This is a genomic window from Eubacterium callanderi (assembly GCF_900142645.1).
GTDB lineage: Bacteria > Bacillota > Clostridia > Eubacteriales > Eubacteriaceae > Eubacterium > Eubacterium callanderi.
In genome coordinates this window covers 1-20,656 of record NZ_FRBP01000009.1, presented here as the reverse complement: position 1 = coordinate 20,656, position 20,656 = coordinate 1, and the positions used below count along the sequence as shown (strand labels likewise).

Genomic DNA, 20,656 nt, shown 5'->3' with positions numbered 1-20,656 from the left:
TTTAATATAGATTACGTTTATCAATGACGCGAACGGCCTTGCCTTCGCTGCGGGTAATGGACTTCGGCGCAACCAGCTGAACATTGGCATAGATACCAAGCATGGCCTTGAGCGCGTCTACCAGTTCTTTTTCTCTGGCTGAAACCTCTCTCAGATTATCTGAGAACATTTCAAGGGTCATTTCAACCTGAACATCCAGCTTATCGCTGTTGTTTTCGCGGCTGACAATGATCTGATAATTTGCCGGATACCCCTTGTTTAAGAGCACTGTCTCAATCTGAGACGGGAATACATTAACGCCTTTTACGATGAGCATATCATCGCTACGGCCCATTGGCTTGGTCATCTTGACATGGGTTCTTCCGCAGGAGCATTTTTCGCGGCTCAGAACACAGATGTCACGGGTGCGGTAGCGGAGCAGCGGGAATGCTTTTTTGGTAATGCTCGTGAATACCAGCTCGCCCTTTTCGCCATCTGGCAGCACCTCGCCGGTATTCGGGTCGATGATCTCTGCGATAAAGTGGTCCTCATTGATGTGCATACCGGTCTGTTCGCTGCATTCAAAGGATACGCCCGGTCCAGAAATTTCTGTCAGACCATAGATATCGTAGGCTTTGATGCCGAGCTTGTTCTGGATATCCTGGCGCATTTCCTCACTCCAGGCTTCCGCGCCGAAGATACCAGCTTTCAGCTTAATTTCATCCTGAAGGCCCATTTCACAGATGGTCTCGCCCAGGAACGCGGCATAGGATGGCGTACAGCAGAGAATCGTGGAGCCCAGATCCCGCATAAACTGAATCTGGCGTTCAGTATTTCCCGAAGACATCGGCAGTGTCAGGCAGCCCACCTTGTGAGAACCGCCGTTCAGGCCAGGGCCGCCAGTAAACAGGCCATAGCCGTAGGAGACATGCACTACGTCTTCCTTGGTTCCTCCGGCTGCCACAATGGCACGGGCGCAGCATTCATCCCACAGGTCAATGTCATCCTGGGTATAAAAAGCAACGACCCGGCGTCCAGTGGTGCCACTGGTAGACTGGATGCGCACACAGTTTTCCAGCGGCTCTGCCAAAAGGCCATAAGGATAGGCCTCTCTCAGGTCATCCTTTGTCAAAAACGGCAGCTTGTGTAAATCGTCCACACCCTTGATATCGTCAGGGGTCACATTTTTTTCTTCCATCAGATTTCTGTAATAAGGGACGTTTTCATAAACATGCTTAACCGTCTCCACCAAACGTTCATCCTGCCAGGCCCGGATCTGTTCCCGTGAGGCACACTCGATTTCAGGCTGGAAATAATTCTCCATAATTTTCAATTCCTCTCTGTTATTCTAAGCAGACGGCCGTTGCCGCATACTTTATTAATAATAATCTTTAATATATCATACCATTTTGGCGCTTCACCGTAAACATAAATTCTTTTGTTCCTGTGTATTAAAATTTATACTTTTTGGCGAAGAAGCAGCACCTATTCCACACTCCCGGTAATAATAAAAATCGGGTTGGAGGCTTTCAGCATGGTGAGGCCGCCGATAAACTCACCCCGGCTGACGCCCACCTGGATCATGTCCACATCGGTAAAGTACTTGCGCATCAGGGTTGTGGCCAGGGATGCGTTTTCCATGGTGACAAAGTTGGCTGCCAGCCTGCCGCCTGGGTTTAAATGCTCCTTGCACCAGATAAAAACCGCCTCAAGCTGTCCGCCGGTACCGCCGATAATCACCTTATCAACTTTTTCTTTGATTTCATCAAGCACTGCCGGCGCTTTTCCAGGAATAATAGTCACATTGCCTGCACCGAATTTTTCAATGTTCTGTTTTTCAAGCTCCAGCGCCGCGTCTTTGGCTTCGACCGCATAAACCCTTCCCTCATTTGCCGCGTAAGCCGCCTCCATAGTCAGACCGCCAGTGCCGGCGCCAATGTCTACCACGACGTCTTTTTCCTGAATGCCTAATAAAGAGATTGTCAGAATACGGACCTCTCTCTTTGTCATCGGGGCCTTTCCCCGGATGTAATCTTCATCTTTATAACCAGCTACTCTACTCATCTGCAATCACCACTACGGCCATACCTTTTTCCTTAAAGCCAAGGCCTTCCTCCACTGTTAATCTTGTAATCCGTTCATCTGAATAGGAGAGATCTTCCCCAACATAGAGGAATTTTTCCCCATACCTGTTCTCCATCAACATTTTGGCAATATAGGCTGTATTATGCTCTCCGTCTGTCAGAATGCCAACCTTGTTTCCTGTTGCGACCCGATCCAGCAAATCCTGATCCCTGCCGTGCAGGCTCATCATCTCTGCGTCCTGCCAGGTCATGCCGATTTTAGCAAAGAGATACTGTAAGGAGGATATCCCTGGGACCGCTTCGATATCCTCTGATGGAATCCTCTTTTTCGTGTAGGTTAAGAGACTGTAAAAGCCGCAGTCACCCGACACAACAATGGCTGTTTTCCGATCGGCATAGCATTCCTTCACACGCTGCATCAACTCAGACAGGGGCGTTCCCCTGCCAATAATCATAACCTCTTTATCGGCAGCGTCAAAGCTTTCCAGGTGCCGTTCCCCGCATAAAATGACCTCAGCCTCGGCGATTTCCTTCTTAGCGATGGGGAGAATATAATCAGGATGTCCCGGCCCAAGGCTTATTACTTTTAATTTATACATAGTGCTTTTACCATATCCTTTGCCCCGGCGCTTTTACCCAAAAGACCATGTGCCTTTGAAAAAATAATGGTCTCAATTTCAATATTATCATAGACCTTTGCCTCGCAGCGCCTTTTTACCGCTTCGGCCAGATGATCAAAATATCCCGGTATTTTTTCCTCCAGCAGGTAGTCCGTCGCCTCATCGGTGGTGGTACTGTTCATAATTTTTTCGACACATGCCTGGCTTCCGCCAAGAAGTGCGCAGTGAGCGGCCAGAATTTCCATCCGCCCGTCAGCTACTGCGCTGTGCGTGTTGAACAGGCCGCCTGCCACCTTTACCAGTTTTCCCAAATGCCCGACAAAGAGAATCTTTTTAAAGCCCATCCGCTCGGCTTCCTCAAGCATAAAGCCGATAAAATTGCTGGTTTTCACAAGCACCTCTGTATTCAAATGGATTGACTCCACAAAATCCTTGCCGTAATTGCCCGGAACAAAGATAACCGCATCAACTTCTTTTGCTTTGAGCATGGAGAGCTCCAGCCGCATGGATTCTTTGAGCGCATCCTCGCTCATGGGCTCAACGATACCGGAGGTGCCCACTATAGACAAGCCTCCGACAATACCCAGCTTGGGGTTAAAAGTCCTTTCGGCAAGAACCTCACCGTCTGGAATGGAGACCTCTACCTCATAGCCGCCTTCTGCCCCGTATTCCTTCATAACCTTCATAATTTCGCGGGTGATCATCTCCCGCGGAACCGGATTGATGGCCGGTTCCCCCACTGGCAGGCTCAGGCCTTTCAAGGTAACCTTCCCAACGCCCCTGCCGCCTTTAAAAGTAATACCGGGCTCAGCCTTTTTGGTCACCTTCACAAAAATTTTAACGCCGTTTGTAATATCCGGATCGTCGCCGCCATCCTTGATCACTGAGCAGGAAGACCACTGATCACCAATCTCACAGTCAAACAGCTCGATGGTCAGCGGCCACCCCTTTGGTGTGTCAATGCCGATGCTCTCCAGCTTCTGACCGCTAAGCAGCATGGATACCGCGCCCTTTGCCGCCGCTGTGGCGCAGGAACCTGTTGTATAGCCGTAGCGCAGCCGCTTGCCGCCTTTTTCTATATATTTTTCCAGCATATTATCCTCGCTAAAAGAGGCCTTTGCAGCACCGTTTGTGCCCCGGGCACCCCGATTTCTGCATCGGCCTCCATTTTCTTAACTCTTTTTATAATGTGATGTCATAATCCTTTTTGATCAGCAGGGTAGAAAGATAAGGAATATCACCTTTGAGCACCTCAATATCACGGATCATGCTCTGGTTTTCCATACCGATATTAGATACCAGCACAAAAGAATTTTCCAGTCCGCGTTTTTCCAGCTCCTCTGCCAGACGTTTGTTGTCCGCGCTCACCTTCATAATAACAATGTTGCGGTGCACGTCCAGAATCTGCTGTACTTCCTCAATGGGCTGTGTCATTGCCACGATGCCCAGTGATTCCTCACCCTGGGTCAGCGGAACATTGATCTGCGCGGCCAGGTTACAGAAGGACGGCACGCCGGAAAGGGTCACCACCTCGACGCCCCGCTCCAGAAGGTATTCCATCACATAGGAATAGGTACTGAATACCATTGGGTCGCCAAGGGTTAAAAAGACAACGCTTTTTCCTTCTTCCAGAATTTTTTCAATTTCATCTGCGTTTTCCTTCCACTGCTTTTCCAGGGTTTCGCGCTCCGCGCTTAAGGAAATCATCGGAAAAGACATCTCCACAACACGTGTGTGGTCGGTGATGTGGCTTTCCACAATACGATATGCGATGCTTGGTTTTCCCATTTTTTTAGTCGGTGTGATGATCACATCTGCCGACTGCAGAATTTTGTGTGCCTTTACTGTCAGTAAATCCGGATCTCCAGGGCCAACGCCCAAACCATAAAATATACCTTTCATTCTTCCTCTTACCAATCCCGTCCTAATTTATAAAGCATGGCGTTTAAAATCGCCGCAACCACTGGGCTTCCGCCCTTTCTGCCGTTAATGCGAATGTATGGGACCCCCAGGGCGTCCAGCTCGTCGAGCGCTTCCTTGGATTCTGCCGCACCCACAAAGCCGATGGGCGCACCTACAATTAAATCCGGCTTTGCTTTTCCGGTCTTGATAAATTCGATGAGCTTGTACAGCGCGGTTGGCGCGTTGCCAATGGCAAAAATACCGACCGAATCGTCATCCAGGGCTTTTTCCATGCCTACGGTTGAGCGGGTAACCCCTCGTTCCTTGGCGGCCTTTGCAACATCCTCATCATGAACGTAGTTGACAATTTCGAGCTGATGGTCTGCCAGTGCTTTGCGGTTAACCGCAACCTTGATCATGCTGGTATCCGCATAGATTTTTTTGCCGGCCTCAAGGGCTTTCAGTCCGCTCTCAACCGCGTTGTTCTTAAATTCAATCAGGTCTGCGTACTCAAAATCAGCGGTGGTGTGAATCACACGTTTTACAATATCCGCGATCTCCGGCGGAAAGGTCTTTCCGCCGAGCTCCTCGGTAATAATTTCAAAGCTTCTCTTTTCAATTTCTTTCGGGTTGTTGATATAAGCTGTCATTTAATTTTCCTTTCGTTGTTTGCGCGGTAAATCCGCCGCTTCTCCGGCTGTGGTCTAAAAGAAAGGCCATGCTCAGTTTTCTATGGAAACCCTCAGGCCGCCGGGAATAATATTCTTCAAAAACAGCGCGTCGTAATCCTGCTTGGGAACAACGTTTAAAAATCGCTGCATAAAGGCAGTGTAGTCAAAGGCCTCCTCGCTGTAAAGCACCCCGATCACCGTGCCGCTGTGGCCGGTGATGACCCCATGACCGCCGAACGCCTCAGACAGGGCCGCCAGCGCTTCAAGATGGGGCTTGTATAAAATCTTCTGGTTTAACCGGGCGCTTTCGGTGCAGGCACGGCCAATGGCGTCGAGGTTTTTATCCTGCAGCCCCTGCTTAAAAAGGTCCAGAACCGCTTCAAACCGATCGACCTCCTCGCGCGTATAGCCATCCTGCTGACGATGAAAATTCATGGTGTTGACGGCTCCCTTGAACTCCACAATCAGAATCTGCGCTTCAAGCTGTGCCTCAAAATTTATGAGCACATCGCCGCACACATGGTTGAAAAGATTCAGCCGTTCAAACATGATATTATCGGTCGGCTCGATAAACACACAGAGCTCTGCAATGGTTTTGTCGCTGAGCCCCAGATCATAGTAGGCGCTCAGCCCCATGGCAATCCCAGCGATATCCGCAGTGCTGCTGGCCATGCCTTTTTCAATGGGAATTTCTGAGGACATCTGGATATTAATATGATGCTTTTCCTCTCTGGGGATGCTGTATTCTGAAAAGATCAGATCAAGCATCTGAACCGCCTTGGTATCGAGCATACGGGTAGCCGGCCCTTCCACCATACGGATATTGGAATAAAGATCGACGGGACAGGATACAAGGCATGGCTGTTCCTGATAAATTCCCTGGATAAATTCTCCGCAGGAGCCGGGTGATTTAACCGTTACTGTTCTCACTATCCTGTTCCTCCAACCTTTTGATTTCTTCGGCTTTATCAAGGAGTGCCAGCAAAAACTGCGGGTTGCTGTAAAAATGGATGTGCGGGTACCCGGCAAGGGTATTGCCCTTGCAGAAGCCGCAGGTCCATTTACGGTCACCCTTGGTGATCTGGTAACGCGTGGGGATCGGCTCCTTCTCATGCACCAGGCTGCGATGGAACTCATGCCCCTTAATATGTATGGGCGTATGGTTAATCACGGTATCAATATCGATATAGCCAAAGCGCTGAAGCCGCCTGGTCATTTTGGTGTCCGCCTTAAAAAAGCCCGCCGCCTGATACTTTTCTCCGTCAAGCATTTCCATACTTTCTGTCAGATACATCAGACCGCCGCATTCTGCAAAACAGGGAAGGCCGTTTTCTAAAGCCGCCCTGATGCTTTCCCTGAAAGCCTGATTCTTCTCAAGGTCTCTTCCGAACATTTCGGGAAAGCCTCCTCCGATATACAGGGCGTCCAGACCTTGCGGCAGTTCACAATCCTCAAGAGGGCTGAAGGGCACCAGCCTGACCCCCAGCTTCCTGAGGGCATTGAAATTATCCTCATAATAAAAGCTGAATGCCTTGTCCTTTGCAAACCCTATGGTCAGATCGTCATAGTGCCCTGCACAGGCGTCAAACGGATCTTCCTGAACCTGCGGTATGGCTTCTCTCCGGCTGAGCAGAAGCATCTTATCGAGGTCAATGTGTTCCTCTGCCAGCGCCGCTGCTTTTTCCACCTGCTCCCGAAGTCCCTGAAGCTCATCCACTGGAATGAGGCCCAGATGCCGGCTGTTCATAACAATATCCGGGCAGTTCGGAAAATAGCCCACGCAGGGAACTCCTGTATAGGTCTCAATCATTTCCTTTAAAAGCTGGTAGTGGGATTCCGAGGCGATCTTATTGATGATCACGCCGGCAATCCGGGTATCCGGGTCAAAATCGACATAGCCCTTTACCATGGCCGCCGCGCTTTTGGACATACCCCGGCCGTCAATAATCAAAAAGACCGGCGCGTCCACAACCTTTGACAGGTAAGCGCTGCTGCCCACATCGGTCTCCAGGCCGTGTCCGTCATAGAGCCCCATGACGCCTTCGATCACAGCGACCGAATCCACCGACAGCTTGTGGTAAAACAAAGACCGGATTGTCTCCCGATCCACCATCCAGGTATCCAGATTGGTAGATTTTTTTCCAGTGACAAAGGTGTGAAACATCGGATCAATGTAATCCGGTCCGGTTTTAAAGGGAACAACCGGACAATTCCTTTTACACAGGGCTGCCATCACCCCCATGGTTACGGTTGTTTTCCCAACATTACTGCTGACTCCTGCCAGCATAAAAGTATTCATAGCACAATCTCCCAGGTATCCCAATTTCTAACGCTGCTGAAGTATTTCCAGAAACTCGTCGTGGTCTCCGATTTCGACCACTGTTTTCTTTTCGCGTATCTTATTCAGACAGGCTTTCAGCCTGCCCTCGGTAAAATCATTATTCAGACAGTTTGCGTGCAGGTAAATCTCTGCATCCAAAGTTTCCAGACCTTCCAGATTATTGACATTGCCAAGCCCAAAGGGCACATCCGCGATCAGAACGATGTCTGCATCCTGCATCAGTTTTAAATTTTCCTGCTGCTTTTCCATGGAAATGGTGGTAAAGGGCCGCTCCCCGACAATATCGAGGTTCAGCGATTTGCAGACCAGCCAGTCATCGCTGCCCTCATTGATGACACCCGCGGTTACACGGTGTCCCATGTCGTCCAGCTCCTCAATGACCTTTGAAGCCCCGCTGCCGCCGCAGATTACATGGATATGCAGCGGATTCCGGGCCTCCTCGCCCTCCAGGACACGGATAGGCACAATCTCCGGTTTCTCAAAAACCGCGTTCTCCCGCACCAGCATTTTCATATTGTAAAGCTGTTTCAGATTCCGCTCAATGACCACATCGGCCGGCGGCCCGTCTGCCACCACCCGGCCTCCCTGAATCATGATCAGGCGCCCACAGTAGCGCGACGCCAGGTTAATATCGTGAAGGACAGCCACTACGGTCATATGGTCGTTTTTATTGAGCTGGTCGATCAGCTCCATGACCTCAATCTGATGATGCACATCCAGCGCAGAGGTGGGCTCATCCAGCAGAATAATATCCGGCTCCTGGGCAATGGCCCGGGCGATGATCACACGCTGCTTCTCACCGCCGCTCAGTTCATTGAACATGCGGCCTCTGAAGCCAAGGGTTTTGGTCATCTTCATGGCCTGCTCCACAATCCGGTAATCCTCGGCGCTCTCACGATCCTTGTAGCTCAGATAAGGATTTCGGCCCATGAGCACAATGTCCTCAGCTGTAAAATCATAATCGATGTCAAAGGACTGCGGTACCACTGCTACCATCTGAGAGCGCTCGCGCTGCTTGAGACCAGCGTTATCCCTTCCGCCCACTACGATCCGGCCGCCTGTGATGGGCAGAAGACCAGAAAGGCATTTGAGCAGTGTGGATTTACCGGTACCATTTGAGCCGATAAGGCCGACAAACTCGCCTTTATGGATATCTGCTGTAAAGCCCTTGATCACCTCTTTGCTGCCGTAACCGGTATGAACGCCTTCAAATTTCAACATAACAGAGTCTTCCATTAACGGGCGCCTCCTCTCTTCGATTTACGCAAAAGGTAAATAAAGAAAGGCCCGCCAAAGGCAGCGGTGATGATTCCTACCGGAATTTCCTGTGAGGAAACCGTCCGGGCCAGCGTATCACAGATAATGAGGAAGGTCCCACCAAATACCAGTGAAAAGGGCAGCAGAATCCGATGCTTCGGGCCGGATAAAATCCGGACAATGTGCGGCACCACTAATCCGACAAAACCGATAATCCCTGTCACAGAAACCACCGCTGCGGTGATTACTGAGGAGACTACCAGCACCTTTTTCTTCAGGTGGTCGGTATTGACCCCAAGCTGTGTGGCGGCATCCTCGCCGAGAAGCATAATATCCAGCTCCCGGACGGTTGTGAACAGGATCAGACAGCCAATGACAACGTAAGGTAAAACAGTGATTACCTGGTCCCATCCCTTACCGTTCAGACTGCCCATGGTCCAGAACATAATCTGATTCATACTCTGGACATTGAAAATCATGAGCAGGGACATAAAAGCCGTCAGCGACTGACTCACGGCAATCCCGCTCAGCAGCAGGGAAGCGACCGGCACTTTTCTCCCGACCTTTGAAATGTTGTACACTAAAAAGATCGCCAGAAAGGCACCAGCAAAAGCTAAAACAGCCGTTCCGTTTAATCCTAAAAAATCTGCTGAAAAGTGCATGACAATCCCGATGGACGCGCCCAGCGCCGCGCCGGAGGACACCCCAAGAATAAAAGGGTCTGCCATGGGGTTTTTGAAAATCCCCTGGTAGGCAGCGCCGCAGACCGCCAGCGCTCCGCCTGTCAGAAAGCCCAAAATGACTCTTGGCAGCCGGACATTCCAGATAATCGCAATATTACCGGCGGATATTCCCTCCATATTAACAGGCAGGTGCAGAACCTCGTGCAGTAAAATCCTGTTGGCTTCGCCAAAAGGAATGGAGGTAATGCCTACAATGGTGCATAAATAAATTAAGATCAGGCACCCCACAATGGATAAGGGCATCGCGTATCTTTTCAACTTTGTTTTCATCCGTCCTCTTCCTCAACCGTCTGTTTAAAACCTCCGCAGGCGGCAAATGCCTGCCTGCGGAGAAATTTTTCTACTTAAACTGATCCGGATAAACGGCTGCAGCCAGCAGCTCCAGCCCATCCACAACGCGGGGTCCCGGACGCTGGATCAGGTCGCTGTCCGGAGAGAGCATTTCATAATAGACAATGGCGTCATTCTTAACCGCATTGACCTGGTCAAAGCCCGGTACCTTCTTAATTTCATCCGGTGTGGTGAAGAAAGACACATAGACGTCCGGATTCTTTGCGATGATCTGCTCAACGCTCAGCTGCGGCCAGTCTGTGCCGGCATCGGAGGCAATGTTCTTGGCATTGATATCCTTGAGCATGTTACCCAGCAGCGAGTTGTCCCCAGCGCTGTAGTAGCCGCCGATATCAATAAAGACCGATTTCTGCGGATTGGCTGCCGCGGCCTTTTCCTTGATTTCATCGTATTTCTTAGTCATGCTGTCTGTGATTTCTTTAGCCTTGTCATTGGCATTGACCACTTTGCCGGTATTGATGATGGTGCTTTCCACCGCGTCCACAGACATGGGTGTAAAGGTGATGACCTTCGCACCGGTGGCTTCAATCTGACTGCGGACATCGTCGCTGATCAGATCACCTGCCAGAACAACATCCGGGGCAAGGGAAATGATCTTTTCCACATTGGGATTATTGTAATCGCCAATGGCCGCTACCTGAGCGGCTTCCTCAGGATAATTGCAGTAATCGGTCCGTCCGACAACCTTGTCTCCCACACCCAGCGCAAACAGAATTTCTGTATTCGCAGGCGACAAGGACACGATCTTTGCAGGTTCCTTTTCGATTTTTACATTGTTGCCCAAATCGTCAGTAATGGAGACAGGATAAGCGGTTTCTCCGGTAACTGCGCCGGAAACTTCTCCGCCCTCCTGACCTTTCTGAGCGCAACCTGCCGCGCCAAGCAAAAGCGCCGCGCAGGCCAGAGCCATCAGCAAACTTTTCAATACTTTCTTTTTCATTGGTCCCTCCATAAAATAAATTTAAAACAGCTTAAAACAAAGAAAACCGGCCCCATGAGAGAGACCGGATTATGATAATATACAATCCTCTACTTCCCTCCGAAGTGATTATATTGCTTTGCTTCAAGTGTCCTGACTCTTGCTTCCTTCTCCATCCTCCCTTCCCGTCAGGATACGCCTGACAGTGGTCTATGAGGATCTTGTCTGCAATTACAGTAGCGGGGGCTGTAGCGGATTTCAACCGCTTTCCTCTAACAAAACAGCATCATTAAGTTATTAATTGAAGTTTAGCACAAATCCCCGAATTGTGCAATTAGAAATTATTGTTATTCAGATCCAGACTGTTCCGAACTGCGTGGCAGAAGTCAAGGGGCTCCCGCTTTTTCCATTCGTCATTCGCGATAACCTCATAGGATATAAAATCCACACCCGTACTCAGGATCTCAGACATGACCTCGCCAAAGGGAATCTTCCCCTCGCCCGGTATCCAATGCCTGTCAATACGCAGGTCATTGTCGGACAGGTGCAGTGCCTTGATGCGGTCCTTGTATGCCTCCAGAATTCTTCCCCTGCCGCAGGGCAGCATATAGTCATGGGAGCTGTCATAGCACATCCCAAAATGATCGGCATGGATGGCGTCCAGCAGCCCCTTCAGCAAAAACGGACGCGACACATTTTCAACGGCGATATTGACACTGTACTTCTCTCCGGCCTCCGCCAGCTCGGAAAAAAAGGCCAGCCCGTTTTCCCATTTATAAGGACCAAGATCCAGATCATTGGTGTGCACCACCACCGTCGGGATTTCAAAGATATGGCAGTCCCGCACAAAGCTGACAAAGGTGTCTAAAAGCGCCCGGGTTTCCGCAGGTCCTTTTTCCCAGATATCGTTATAGCCGATAAAAGGCGCGTGAATGTTGGTGATCCCAAGCCCCTTGCTCCGCACAATGTCCGGGAATTTTTCCTTCTCCAGATAATAGGGCTCACATTCGTCCTCCCAGGAAATCATCACCTCGTCAAAGCCAGCTTCTTTGATCACGTCAATACGCTCTTCAAAAGGCATGAAATAGCCAAACCACGAAAACATACTGTATTTCATCAGCTTCCCCTATTTGTCCTGAAGCCTGGGTATGCTCAGGTCAAAGGGCGGATACACGACGCCCTTTTCTGTGATGATCGCTGTGACATTCTGATGCGGGGTAACATCAAAGGCCGGGTTTTCCATGCGCACACCGTCCGGCGCAATCTGCTGCCCCTTGATATGGCTGATTTCCCGGGTATCCCTTTCTTCAATGACAATATCATCGCCGGACCACATATTAAAATCAATGGTTGAGGTTGGCGCTGCCACATAAAAGGGAATACCGTGGGCCTTTGCCAGAATGGAGACGCTGTAGGTTCCGATCTTATTGGCCACATCACCATTTCGGGCAATACGGTCTGCTCCCACCACCACACAGTCGATTTTTCCCTGTTTCATCATCCAGCCGGCCATATTGTCGGTGATCAGTGTAACAGGAATACCATCTTTGTGAAGCTCATAGGCGGTCAGGCGGGCTCCCTGCAGGAAAGGCCTTGTCTCGTCGGCATAGACGGAAATCTCCTTACCAGCCTCCCAGGCGGCGCGCACAACGCCGAGCGCTGTCCCGTAATCCGCTGTAGCGAGGGCTCCGGCGTTGCAGTGGGTCAGAATGGTGTCCTTTCGGTGGATCAGCTCCGCGCCATATGCGCCCATATCCCGGCACATCTGGATATCTTCACTGCAAATGGCATCTGCCTCGGTTTTCAGAAGTGCTGTGATCTCTGCCGGTGTTTTTTCCGCGTTGTTTTCGATCACACCTTCCATCCGGTCCACTGCCCAGAACAGGTTGACTGCAGTTGGCCGTGTTGCCCGGAGCACCTGGCAGACTGTCTCCATTTCCTTTAAAAAAGCCTCCCGCGGCAGTCCTTCAAATTCCAGGGCACCGAAATAAACGCCATATCCGGCGGTAACACCAATGGCCGGCGCGCCGCGGACAATCATATCCACAATGGCTGTTGCAATCTCACGGTAGTCAGTGTAACTGTGCGTTACCTCCTCGGTTGGCAGCAGCGTCTGATCAAGCATTTTCAAAGCGCCGTTTTCATAATAAACAGGTTTCATGGTTCTTCCTTTCTCGATATCTGAAAAAGCCTCCCTTGGTTAAGGGAGGTAACTTTTTCTATATTCGTTCAATCATCTTAAAAATCAGCTGTTTTACCCGGTCATTGTTATCTTCGAGCACACGCACTACATCCTCGGCCTGCACTGGCTTGATGTCCGGGCGGCCCTCGAGACCAGCGTCATAGTCGGTTATCAGAGCAATGTTGACAACTGGAATCCCCTTTTCCAGACACAGGTAACCCTCGGGATACTGGGTCATATTGACGACATCTGCGCCCATCATGGCAAACATGCGGCTTTCGGCACGGGTCGAGAAGCGCGGGCCGTTAACCACCACAACGGTGCCGCCGTCATGGGTTTTGATCCCCAGTTTTTCCGCTTCCTCGAGGGCAATCTGACGAAGACCAGGATCGTAAGGATCTGCCGAGCTCAGGTGCACCACATTGGGGGATTCGTTAAAGGTATCCTTGCGGCCCGAGGTCATATTAATGAACTGGTCTGTGACGACAAAATCGCCAGGTGCGATTTCCGGACGCAGCGAACCTACGCAGCAGGGTGAGATCAATGCCCGGATTCCCAGCTGGGCAAAAGCGTCGATGTTGGCCCGGTAATTAATTTCGGACGGGTTCAGGGTATGGTCCTTTCCGTGTCTTGGCATAAAAGCAACCTTTTTGTCCCCGACGGTTACCAGGCTGATGGCATCGGAGGTTTTGCCGTAGGGTGTATCCACATCAATTTTTTTAACGTCCGGGTACAGCTCATAGAGGCCGGAACCGCCAATCACGCCGATATCTGCTTTATAATATAACATTGCTTATCTCCTTGTTTCTTTATACTACTGTAAATCCCAGTGATGACTTAAAATGCTCCAGGGCCCATTTGTGGCCCTCGGCATTAAAGCTTGCCACACGGTTTTTGTGAACCGTGACCTCATAACCCAGATTATAAGCGCTGATGGCAGTGTGCAGTACACAGATGTCTGTGCACACACCGGCCAGCTCCAGCTTCTGGATATGGTTCTGCCTGAGCAGGATATCCAGCGCTGTCCCGGCAAAGGCCGAATAGCGGAACTTATCCATATAGAAAACCTGTCTGTTTTCAAGTGTCTGGTACGCCCGCAGCTTTTCAGCGGTTTTTCCATACACCGCTCTGCCCGGACTCCCCAAAAGGTTGTGGGGCGGAAACAGCGCGGTTTCGGGGTGGCTCCCGTCGTTTTCCAAATGCAGGTCATTCACCACAAAGACCATGCCGCCCGCCTCAATGGTTTCACCGATGGCGGCTGCCAGATTTTCATCAATGGCCTGGGCAGGCGCCCCGGCGGTCAGCTTACCGTCAGGCGCCACAAAATCATAGGTATAATCAATCAGAATGAGTGCTGGATTCATATGACCACTCCTTCAGCTTAATAATTTTTCTTCCAGCCGCCCTTTTTCAAGCCGTCATCCTCGTCCAGATTCGTGGCTTTAAAGCCCAGCCATTTATATTTGGAGTCATCCTCCTCATCGGCCTGCGCCGGCTCTGCGGCTGTGGTCTGCGGAGCGGGCGCAGACTCGTTAAATACCGGGGCTTCCCCAGGGATAAAGTCGTCGCCGACAACATCCTTGGCGATTTCAATGGCGGCACTAAGCACATTGGCCACACTGGAGGCGTCCAGCAGTTCAATTTCTTCCTCAACAGGCTCTGGAACTGGTGGTTCTGGCGCTGGTTCCGGCTGAGGCTCTGGTGCTGTCTGTACAGGCTCTGGTTCGGCCGTCGGTGGTTCTATAATCTCCGGCACTGTCTCTGCCGCCGGCACTCCCGCTTCTGGCTGTGTTGCCTCAGCAGCGCTTTCTTCAGGCTTTTCTTCTTCCTCAGGAATATTAAATTTGGGAATTGGACGCTTTTTTAATTCCTCTTCCGCTTCCTCAACACTCCGTTTAAAACCGAGCCATTTGTATTTGGAATCTTCTTCGTCCTCTGAAACCGCCTCTGGCTGAGCTGGCGGCTCCGGCACATTGGTTTCCGGTTCCACCGCCGGTTCGGTCTCCGCACTGGACTCAATCATTTCCTCTGAAAAAGCGACGGTTTCTTCAGGAGCTGCCGGAATCGCCTCGGGCTCTTCCTCCCGCCAGGGGCGCTCTTTGACATAGTCGCCGCTGTCTAAAGCTTCGCTTTTAAAGCCTATCCAGCTCTTTTGAGGCTTGTAGGCAGGATCTTCTGCCTTTTCCTGGTTCTGCTTTTTCATATTGTCGAGCCAGCTTTCCTGGCGCTTAACGCTTGGGCGCACCTCATTCCGTGCCTCAGGCGCTGTGTCCGAAAAACGCAGCCAGCTCTTTTGGGCATCTGGAAAATGGGCCTTGATGGCATCCATCGGGATCTTCTCATTGCTCATAAGAGCCATCACTGCGCATAGTTTTTCGGGCAGATGACCTTCCTTTGGCCAGAGCAGGAGTACGCCAATTTCATACTTGCAGATGGCGTCCACGTCAAAGCCCAGGGACTCGAGCGAGAACCGCATGAGCTCTGGATGGCGGCATTTCTGTCCTTTTGGCTTTGCGCAGCCTTCTCCAGAAATGTCGCAGACATGGCAGTTGCCCGGCATTAAGGACAGTGTTCCCGGAAATTCTGCCTCCAGGTCCAGAAGATCTTTCCAAGATTCAACCTTCATGGCCTGCATAACCTGCTTGCAGTATTCGGCCACAGGCTGAATACCAAAGATTTTCTGGCGGTCTTCCCGTGGAATTTCGTATTCCCGGGCAATCAGGTACATATACTTAAATTCCTTTAAAAACAAAGCCTCATCGAAGGCGTAGTCCGGGCAGGACCAATATTTGTTGTAGTTGGGACATGCCGCGCAGTAGCGGCGGGTTTTTCGCAGTTGATGATACTCTTCGAGCATTTTGTCCATTTCTACCGGACCGATGCTAAATTTGTGAATATAATCCATCCCATTACCTCTTTTCATCTATACAAAATTTCATCTCACTAAACACAACGTTCGGGTAAATTTTAGCAAATTTACATTTAGATTCATTGTACCTTACCTTTAAACGAACATCAACCCAACTTTTTGTCTATTACAGATAACTTTTCACAAAAAAAGTTCAATTTTCTAAGAATGGCTAAATTTTACTCTATTAGCCGTTTTCATTTTCTACATTTTTGTCCCAGCGGGACAAAAAATACAAAATGACAAAAAATTACCATATTTTTTTTGAGACGCCCATATTATAATAGCTGTAGGAAAAATTTGAAGGGAGTTTAGCGAATGGAATATTCTCATGAAGTAAATAGTATGTGCTGTGTAGCCAGCAATGCAAACCACGGCTGTGCCCCAATCCCTGAAGAAGGCAGATGGGTACAGGCAAAAGAAGTTAAAGACATTTCCGGTTTAACACACGGTGTAGGCTGGTGCGCCCCTCAGCAGGGTGCCTGTAAATTAACCTTAAATGTAAAAGACGGTATTATTCAGGAAGCCCTGATTGAAACCATCGGCTGCTCTGGTATGACCCACTCTGCCGCCATGGCATCTGAAATCCTGCCGGGTAAAACAATTCTTGAAGCCCTGAATACGGACCTTGTCTGCGACGCCATCAACACCGCTATGCGCGAGCTGTTTTTACAGATCGTTTATGGCCGTACTCAGACAGCTTTCTCTGAAGATGGTCTTCCGGTCGGTGCTGGCCTTGAAGACCTGGGTAAAGGCTTGAGAAGCCAGGTTGGTACTATGTACGGTACACTGGCCAAAGGCCCGCGTTACCTGGAAATGGCAGAAGGTTACGTCACAAAAGTCGCCTTAAACGAAAAAGACGAAATCATCGGTTACGCTTTCGTACAGCTTGGCAAAATGATGGAAAACATCAAAAAGGGCATGGACCCGAAAGAAGCCATGGACGCAGCTTCCGGCCAGTATGGACAGTTCGATGGTGCTGCTAAGTACATCGATCCGAGAAACGAATAGGAGGTTCTGAGATGCCATTATTTGAAAGTTATGAAAGAAGAATCGACAAAATCAATGAAGTCTTAAAAGCAAACGGCATTGCCTCTTTAGAAGAAGCAAAGGCCATCTGCGATGAAAAAGGCATTGACGTTGCAGGTATCGTAAAGGGTATTCAGCCAATTTGTTTTGAAAATGCCTGCTGGGCTTATACACTCGGCGCCGCACTGGCCATCAAACGCGGTGCAAAAACAGCGGCTGACGCGGCTGAAATCGTCGGAGAGGGCTTACAGGCTTTCTGTATTCCAGGCTCTGTTGCTGAACAGCGTAAGGTTGGTTTAGGCCATGGTAACCTGGGGGCGATGCTGCTGCGTGAAGAAACTGACTGCTTTGCTTTCCTGGCTGGCCACGAATCCTTCGCGGCTGCCGAAGGTGCTATCGGGATTGCCAGAAACGCCAATAAGGTTCGTAAAAAACCATTGCGCGTTATCTTAAACGGCCTGGGCAAAGACGCGGCTCTGATTATTGCCCGCATCAATGGTTTTACCTATGTAAAAACCGATTATGACTATGCGACTGGTACCCTTAACATCGTGGAAAAGACCGCTTATTCAGACGGTGAACGCGCCGCGGTTAACTGCTACGGCTCTAACGACGTTCAGGAAGGTGTTGCCATCATGCACCATGAAGGCGTGAATGTTTCCATCACTGGGAACTCCACCAACCCGACCCGTTTCCAGCATCCGGTTGCCGGCACTTATAAAAAAGAAGCCCTTGAACAGGGTAAAAAATACTTCTCTGTTGCTTCCGGCGGCGGTACAGGGCGTACACTCCACCCGGATAACATGGCAGCTGGCCCGGCTTCCTACGGTATGACCGATACCATGGGACGTATGCACTCCGACGCTCAGTTTGCCGGTTCCTCCTCCGTTCCAGCCCACGTTGAAATGATGGGTCTGATCGGCATGGGTAACAACCCAATGGTTGGCGCTACCGTATCGGTTGCAGTTGCCATCGAGGAAGCCATGAAATAATCCCAAAACAGCTAAACCACGTGTCTATGCGGGTTTCAACAATTTTAAGAATAAGTAAAAATAAGTAAAAATGACATGATAAGACACAAATAAGACACGCGCAAGACACACACTTAAGACACAAATTAAGCCGTCCTTTTTCGGGGCGGCTTTTGTAGTTTCTCAGTTTAAATATTTCAGCTCTTCAAGGACGCGCTGAGGCCCATCGGTTTCTCCGTACACCTGTGGATCGTGTATAATGACAGTCCAACTTTTTTCGGTATTATCGAAAAGTAGTTCTGTTTCTTTCCCCTGCGTTTTCACGAAATACCGCAGTCCCGGGGTTCCACACTTTACCATACCCTTCCGGATGCTTAAAATCTCCTCAATTATAAATACCTCTTTCTCGACATGAAAAGCACAAGGGATGTATTTCCCCTTAATCTTTACCAAATCGACCTTTGCATTGCCATATTTTCGCCGCATAGTATCACCTCATAAAGAACGTTTGTATTTATATTATAGAACTTTTGTTTTATTTTTGCAATAAAAAAATAAAACTCCCGATCCGAAGACCGAGAGCTCTAAAAAAGGAAAAGCTAGTTGGGGAGAATAATTTGTATTTTAAAAAGCAAGAGGTATGTGTGTTCGAGAATATTTATACCCAAAAATAAAATATTTAAATATTATACTAATATAAACTAATATTTAACTATCCCTTTCTCCTTCGACCAAAATCCTAAACTTTCCATTTCCATACCTACTTCACCCAATATTGCGTTTGATATAATCGCAAATTTATTGCTCGGTGATTCGACAACATCTTCTTTACCTCTTATTATATATTTAATGTTAACGCAGACAACATATACTCCTGGATTTGCCACTTTGAAGTTAATATGCATAAATTCAGCTCCATTTGGATCTATTCTAACCTCTTTCGTGCTTCTATAGATTTTCCCTTTATTTTCTTCGCATAAAATTCCTATATATGTCTTTTTATCAGCCAGTACATCTTCTTCCACACTATAATATACTGGATCAATATACCCTCCTTGGCACTTGCTTCTTAATGTACTAATAGATTCAATATCTTCGTATGATTTGACGCTAAAAGCGACCTCTTTTATCAACATTGCAGATGATTCTCTATTAAATATATTAAATGAAAGTTTATTGATTGTTCCTCCAGCAGAATTAAACCCATAACGAACGTCTCTTTCGCCGTTGACACTGCATAAGGAAGATGTATTTAAAAGTATTCTATCAATGACCGGCTTCTTTAGTGGCAATATTCTATAAGCTTGGCTGTCTACGAAAATATCCACCGTTTTTTCTCCCACCCATGTTAAAAGCGGCAGTAAAACTGGAGGTAAAAGTGCAAACTCAAGTTTTTGTATTGCAAATATACATGATAAACCTAGTGAGAATAATAAAATGAACATTTTGATTAATGCGCTTTTCGAATTGTCCATCAATAACCCCTTGTTTTATTAATAAAGCTATTATACCAAAAAACAAAAAAAGAGGCCAGCCTAAAAGACTGACCTTCTAATACTAATTAATTCTGATTGTATCCCCAGCATAAATCAAATCCGGGTTTTCAATCCCATTCAACGCAGCTAGATGTGCAACACTCGTACCAAACCTTCCAGCAATATCCGACAAAGTATCACCACTCTGGATCGTGTACGTCTGCCCGCTGCCAAATGCCACCCCATCAATTACGATCACATCGCCGGGATAGATCAGGTCTGGATCAGCGATACCGTTGATGGCTGCCAGATGCTGGTAGGTGGTTCCATATCGGTCCGCAATAGCAGACAGGGTATCTCCACTCTGTACAATATAGGTGCCCGTATTCTGAGCGTTCTCCTGTGCTTCTGGTGTCGGTGTAGGCTGTGGTTGTGGCGTTACACCCGTTCCACCACCCGCGTAGGCATCCCAAGCGGCGTGATCGCCGTAGAACACGTTCAAGTCTAACCGGTCACCCCACCCCGGCAGGTAACCGCCAGAAGTATATTGGAGCATCGCCGCACCAGCCCAATCACTGATCGGGTACATCGGCGCGTCCGGCCAGTAGCCATCACAGCTGTCTTTGCTGTAGTAAGCCACCCATAAGCCATAATCCCCGGCGACGACCGCGCTCCAATCCCATTCGTTGACCACGGAGCCGGTCATGTAGATCATGGGTTTAATGCCTGTTCTGGCCTGTACTCTGTCTAGAAACGCCTTGGCATAGCCGGGGCCGCAGTTGACGGCATCGGTTTCCCAGTCCAAAACCAGAATCGCTTCACCGATGTAGCCCTGGATATTATCAATAAAGAAATCCGCTTCGGCTACCCCGGAGCTGTTCCCGTCCGAGAAGTGGTACACGCCCAGCTTCTTTCCGGCCGCTTTGGCCTGCTGGTACGCCCGGTCACAGTCATCGTTGATGTAGTCAAGCCCCTGGGTTGCCTTAACGATCACAAAATCGGATGGCACCGATGCGGCGTCAATGCCTCTTTGCCATGCACTGATATCAATTCCGTTTAACATTATTCCTTACCTCCATTTTTATCTTCTGTTTCAGACTTCTTTTTTAAAATCTCAATGGCCTTTGTGATGGCTTCTGGAATCGGAACACCCATCAAGCCCATATTTTCCACAATGCTCAACATTTCATTCACGCAGTACGCGATTACCACCGCGTCCCGGAC

At 49.2% G+C, this 20,656-nt stretch carries 22 protein-coding genes and 1 riboswitch; of the genes, 2 read left to right on the top strand and 20 right to left on the bottom strand.

From position 1 onward, the window contains the following. Nucleotide 1: 1 nt before the first annotated feature. The 16 genes from BUC22_RS13065 to BUC22_RS12990 form a co-directional block, all read right to left on the bottom strand. A complete protein-coding gene (locus BUC22_RS13065; protein ID WP_013379098.1) occupies nucleotides 2-1,303 on the bottom strand; it encodes a phenylacetate--CoA ligase family protein in 1,302 nt (433 codons plus the stop codon). A gap of 161 nt (nucleotides 1,304-1,464) precedes the next feature. After that, nucleotides 1,465-2,043 (bottom strand): precorrin-6Y C5,15-methyltransferase (decarboxylating) subunit CbiT, encoded by a 579-nt coding sequence (gene cbiT, locus BUC22_RS13060; protein ID WP_013379097.1) that lies wholly within the window; start codon nucleotides 2,041-2,043, stop codon nucleotides 1,465-1,467. Then, nucleotides 2,036-2,662, bottom strand: a complete 627-nt coding sequence (gene cbiE, locus BUC22_RS13055) for a precorrin-6y C5,15-methyltransferase (decarboxylating) subunit CbiE (RefSeq protein WP_013379096.1) — start codon at nucleotides 2,660-2,662, stop codon at nucleotides 2,036-2,038. The genes cbiT and cbiE overlap by 8 nt, the downstream gene beginning before the upstream one ends. Beyond that, nucleotides 2,650-3,777: a cobalt-precorrin-5B (C(1))-methyltransferase CbiD gene (gene cbiD / locus BUC22_RS13050; protein ID WP_013379095.1), complete on the bottom strand. Its 1,128-nt coding sequence runs from the start codon at nucleotides 3,775-3,777 to the stop codon at nucleotides 2,650-2,652. The genes cbiE and cbiD overlap by 13 nt, the downstream gene beginning before the upstream one ends. Before the next feature lie 88 nt (nucleotides 3,778-3,865). Further along, nucleotides 3,866-4,585 (bottom strand): precorrin-2 C(20)-methyltransferase, encoded by a 720-nt coding sequence (cobI, locus tag BUC22_RS13045; RefSeq protein ID WP_013379094.1) that lies wholly within the window; start codon nucleotides 4,583-4,585, stop codon nucleotides 3,866-3,868. A gap of 8 nt (nucleotides 4,586-4,593) precedes the next feature. Then, on the bottom strand, nucleotides 4,594-5,235 hold the full coding sequence (locus BUC22_RS13040) for a precorrin-8X methylmutase (RefSeq protein WP_013379093.1): 642 nt from the start codon (nucleotides 5,233-5,235) through the stop codon (nucleotides 4,594-4,596). A 72-nt stretch (nucleotides 5,236-5,307) separates the two neighbouring features. Then, on the bottom strand, nucleotides 5,308-6,186 hold the full coding sequence (locus tag BUC22_RS13035) for a GHMP family kinase ATP-binding protein (RefSeq protein ID WP_013379092.1): 879 nt from the start codon (nucleotides 6,184-6,186) through the stop codon (nucleotides 5,308-5,310). Beyond that, a complete protein-coding gene (locus tag BUC22_RS13030; RefSeq protein ID WP_013379091.1) occupies nucleotides 6,167-7,555 on the bottom strand; it encodes a cobyrinic acid a,c-diamide synthase CobB in 1,389 nt (462 codons plus the stop codon). The genes BUC22_RS13035 and BUC22_RS13030 overlap by 20 nt, the downstream gene beginning before the upstream one ends. A gap of 27 nt (nucleotides 7,556-7,582) precedes the next feature. Continuing rightward, the gene (locus BUC22_RS13025) at nucleotides 7,583-8,833 is read right to left on the bottom strand and encodes an ABC transporter ATP-binding protein (RefSeq protein WP_013379090.1); all 1,251 of its coding nucleotides are present in this window, start codon (nucleotides 8,831-8,833) and stop codon (nucleotides 7,583-7,585) included. Beyond that, nucleotides 8,833-9,867: a FecCD family ABC transporter permease gene (locus BUC22_RS13020; protein ID WP_013379089.1), complete on the bottom strand. Its 1,035-nt coding sequence runs from the start codon at nucleotides 9,865-9,867 to the stop codon at nucleotides 8,833-8,835. The genes BUC22_RS13025 and BUC22_RS13020 overlap by 1 nt, the downstream gene beginning before the upstream one ends. A 70-nt stretch (nucleotides 9,868-9,937) precedes the next feature. Then, entirely contained in the window at nucleotides 9,938-10,888 is a 951-nt protein-coding gene (locus tag BUC22_RS13015) for an ABC transporter substrate-binding protein (RefSeq protein ID WP_013379088.1), read from the bottom strand. Nucleotides 10,889-10,995: 107 nt separating this feature from the next. Next, a riboswitch (cobalamin riboswitch) is annotated at nucleotides 10,996-11,189 on the bottom strand. 12 nt (nucleotides 11,190-11,201) lie between these two features. Continuing rightward, nucleotides 11,202-11,984, bottom strand: coding sequence for a sugar phosphate isomerase/epimerase family protein (locus BUC22_RS13010; protein WP_073383081.1), 783 nt, complete (start codon nucleotides 11,982-11,984; stop codon nucleotides 11,202-11,204). Between the two features lie 9 nt (nucleotides 11,985-11,993). Then, nucleotides 11,994-13,028, bottom strand: coding sequence for an S-methyl-5-thioribose-1-phosphate isomerase (gene mtnA / locus BUC22_RS13005; RefSeq protein ID WP_013379086.1), 1,035 nt, complete (start codon nucleotides 13,026-13,028; stop codon nucleotides 11,994-11,996). A 58-nt stretch (nucleotides 13,029-13,086) separates the two neighbouring features. Then, the gene (locus tag BUC22_RS13000) at nucleotides 13,087-13,839 is read right to left on the bottom strand and encodes an MTAP family purine nucleoside phosphorylase (protein ID WP_013379085.1); all 753 of its coding nucleotides are present in this window, start codon (nucleotides 13,837-13,839) and stop codon (nucleotides 13,087-13,089) included. A gap of 19 nt (nucleotides 13,840-13,858) precedes the next feature. Continuing rightward, the gene (locus tag BUC22_RS12995; protein ID WP_013379084.1) at nucleotides 13,859-14,413 is read right to left on the bottom strand and encodes a cysteine hydrolase family protein; all 555 of its coding nucleotides are present in this window, start codon (nucleotides 14,411-14,413) and stop codon (nucleotides 13,859-13,861) included. Between the two features lie 17 nt (nucleotides 14,414-14,430). Continuing rightward, the gene (locus BUC22_RS12990; protein ID WP_013379083.1) at nucleotides 14,431-15,954 is read right to left on the bottom strand and encodes a DUF2284 domain-containing protein; all 1,524 of its coding nucleotides are present in this window, start codon (nucleotides 15,952-15,954) and stop codon (nucleotides 14,431-14,433) included. A gap of 321 nt (nucleotides 15,955-16,275) precedes the next feature. Here BUC22_RS12990 and BUC22_RS12985 point away from each other — a divergent pair, with 321 nt between their 5' ends. Next, complete coding sequence (locus BUC22_RS12985; RefSeq protein WP_013379082.1) at nucleotides 16,276-16,968, top strand: iron-sulfur cluster assembly scaffold protein; 693 nt, start codon at nucleotides 16,276-16,278, stop codon at nucleotides 16,966-16,968. 11 nt (nucleotides 16,969-16,979) lie between these two features. Further along, nucleotides 16,980-17,978, top strand: a complete 999-nt coding sequence (locus BUC22_RS12980) for a GGGtGRT protein (protein WP_013379081.1) — start codon at nucleotides 16,980-16,982, stop codon at nucleotides 17,976-17,978. A 162-nt stretch (nucleotides 17,979-18,140) separates the two neighbouring features. Here the strand turns inward: BUC22_RS12980 and BUC22_RS12975 are convergent, their stop codons facing one another. From BUC22_RS12975 to BUC22_RS12960, 4 genes are all read right to left on the bottom strand, one after another. Next, the gene (locus BUC22_RS12975; RefSeq protein ID WP_073383078.1) at nucleotides 18,141-18,443 is read right to left on the bottom strand and encodes a hypothetical protein; all 303 of its coding nucleotides are present in this window, start codon (nucleotides 18,441-18,443) and stop codon (nucleotides 18,141-18,143) included. A 215-nt stretch (nucleotides 18,444-18,658) separates the two neighbouring features. After that, a complete protein-coding gene (locus BUC22_RS12970; RefSeq protein ID WP_073383076.1) occupies nucleotides 18,659-19,432 on the bottom strand; it encodes a hypothetical protein in 774 nt (257 codons plus the stop codon). A gap of 82 nt (nucleotides 19,433-19,514) precedes the next feature. Next, nucleotides 19,515-20,495: a GH25 family lysozyme gene (locus BUC22_RS12965; RefSeq protein ID WP_073383074.1), complete on the bottom strand. Its 981-nt coding sequence runs from the start codon at nucleotides 20,493-20,495 to the stop codon at nucleotides 19,515-19,517. Next, nucleotides 20,495-20,644 carry a phage holin family protein gene (locus tag BUC22_RS12960; RefSeq protein WP_278286331.1) on the bottom strand — a complete coding sequence of 50 codons (150 nt, stop codon included), beginning with the start codon at nucleotides 20,642-20,644 and terminating at the stop codon, nucleotides 20,495-20,497. The genes BUC22_RS12965 and BUC22_RS12960 overlap by 1 nt, the downstream gene beginning before the upstream one ends. Nucleotides 20,645-20,656: the final 12 nt, after the last annotated feature.

Coding starts and splice junctions, on each gene's coding strand:
- BUC22_RS13030 (WP_013379091.1), bottom strand. CDS start 7,555: ATGAATACTTTTATGCTGGCAGGAGTCAGCAGTAATGTTGGGAAAACA.
- BUC22_RS13010 (WP_073383081.1), bottom strand. CDS start 11,984: ATGAAATACAGTATGTTTTCGTGGTTTGGCTATTTCATGCCTTTTGAA.
- BUC22_RS12965 (WP_073383074.1), bottom strand. CDS start 20,495: ATGTTAAACGGAATTGATATCAGTGCATGGCAAAGAGGCATTGACGCC.
- BUC22_RS12975 (WP_073383078.1), bottom strand. CDS start 18,443: ATGCGGCGAAAATATGGCAATGCAAAGGTCGATTTGGTAAAGATTAAG.
- BUC22_RS12985 (WP_013379082.1), top strand. CDS start 16,276: ATGGAATATTCTCATGAAGTAAATAGTATGTGCTGTGTAGCCAGCAAT.
- BUC22_RS12995 (WP_013379084.1), bottom strand. CDS start 14,413: ATGAATCCAGCACTCATTCTGATTGATTATACCTATGATTTTGTGGCG.
- cbiD (WP_013379095.1), bottom strand. CDS start 3,777: ATGCTGGAAAAATATATAGAAAAAGGCGGCAAGCGGCTGCGCTACGGC.
- BUC22_RS12970 (WP_073383076.1), bottom strand. CDS start 19,432: ATGGACAATTCGAAAAGCGCATTAATCAAAATGTTCATTTTATTATTC.
- BUC22_RS13025 (WP_013379090.1), bottom strand. CDS start 8,833: ATGGAAGACTCTGTTATGTTGAAATTTGAAGGCGTTCATACCGGTTAC.
- BUC22_RS12980 (WP_013379081.1), top strand. CDS start 16,980: ATGCCATTATTTGAAAGTTATGAAAGAAGAATCGACAAAATCAATGAA.
- cbiE (WP_013379096.1), bottom strand. CDS start 2,662: ATGTATAAATTAAAAGTAATAAGCCTTGGGCCGGGACATCCTGATTAT.
- BUC22_RS12990 (WP_013379083.1), bottom strand. CDS start 15,954: ATGGATTATATTCACAAATTTAGCATCGGTCCGGTAGAAATGGACAAA.
- BUC22_RS13000 (WP_013379085.1), bottom strand. CDS start 13,839: ATGTTATATTATAAAGCAGATATCGGCGTGATTGGCGGTTCCGGCCTC.
- BUC22_RS13065 (WP_013379098.1), bottom strand. CDS start 1,303: ATGGAGAATTATTTCCAGCCTGAAATCGAGTGTGCCTCACGGGAACAG.
- BUC22_RS13040 (WP_013379093.1), bottom strand. CDS start 5,235: ATGACAGCTTATATCAACAACCCGAAAGAAATTGAAAAGAGAAGCTTT.
- BUC22_RS13015 (WP_013379088.1), bottom strand. CDS start 10,888: ATGAAAAAGAAAGTATTGAAAAGTTTGCTGATGGCTCTGGCCTGCGCG.
- BUC22_RS13020 (WP_013379089.1), bottom strand. CDS start 9,867: ATGAAAACAAAGTTGAAAAGATACGCGATGCCCTTATCCATTGTGGGG.
- mtnA (WP_013379086.1), bottom strand. CDS start 13,028: ATGAAACCTGTTTATTATGAAAACGGCGCTTTGAAAATGCTTGATCAG.
- cobI (WP_013379094.1), bottom strand. CDS start 4,585: ATGAAAGGTATATTTTATGGTTTGGGCGTTGGCCCTGGAGATCCGGAT.
- cbiT (WP_013379097.1), bottom strand. CDS start 2,043: ATGAGTAGAGTAGCTGGTTATAAAGATGAAGATTACATCCGGGGAAAG.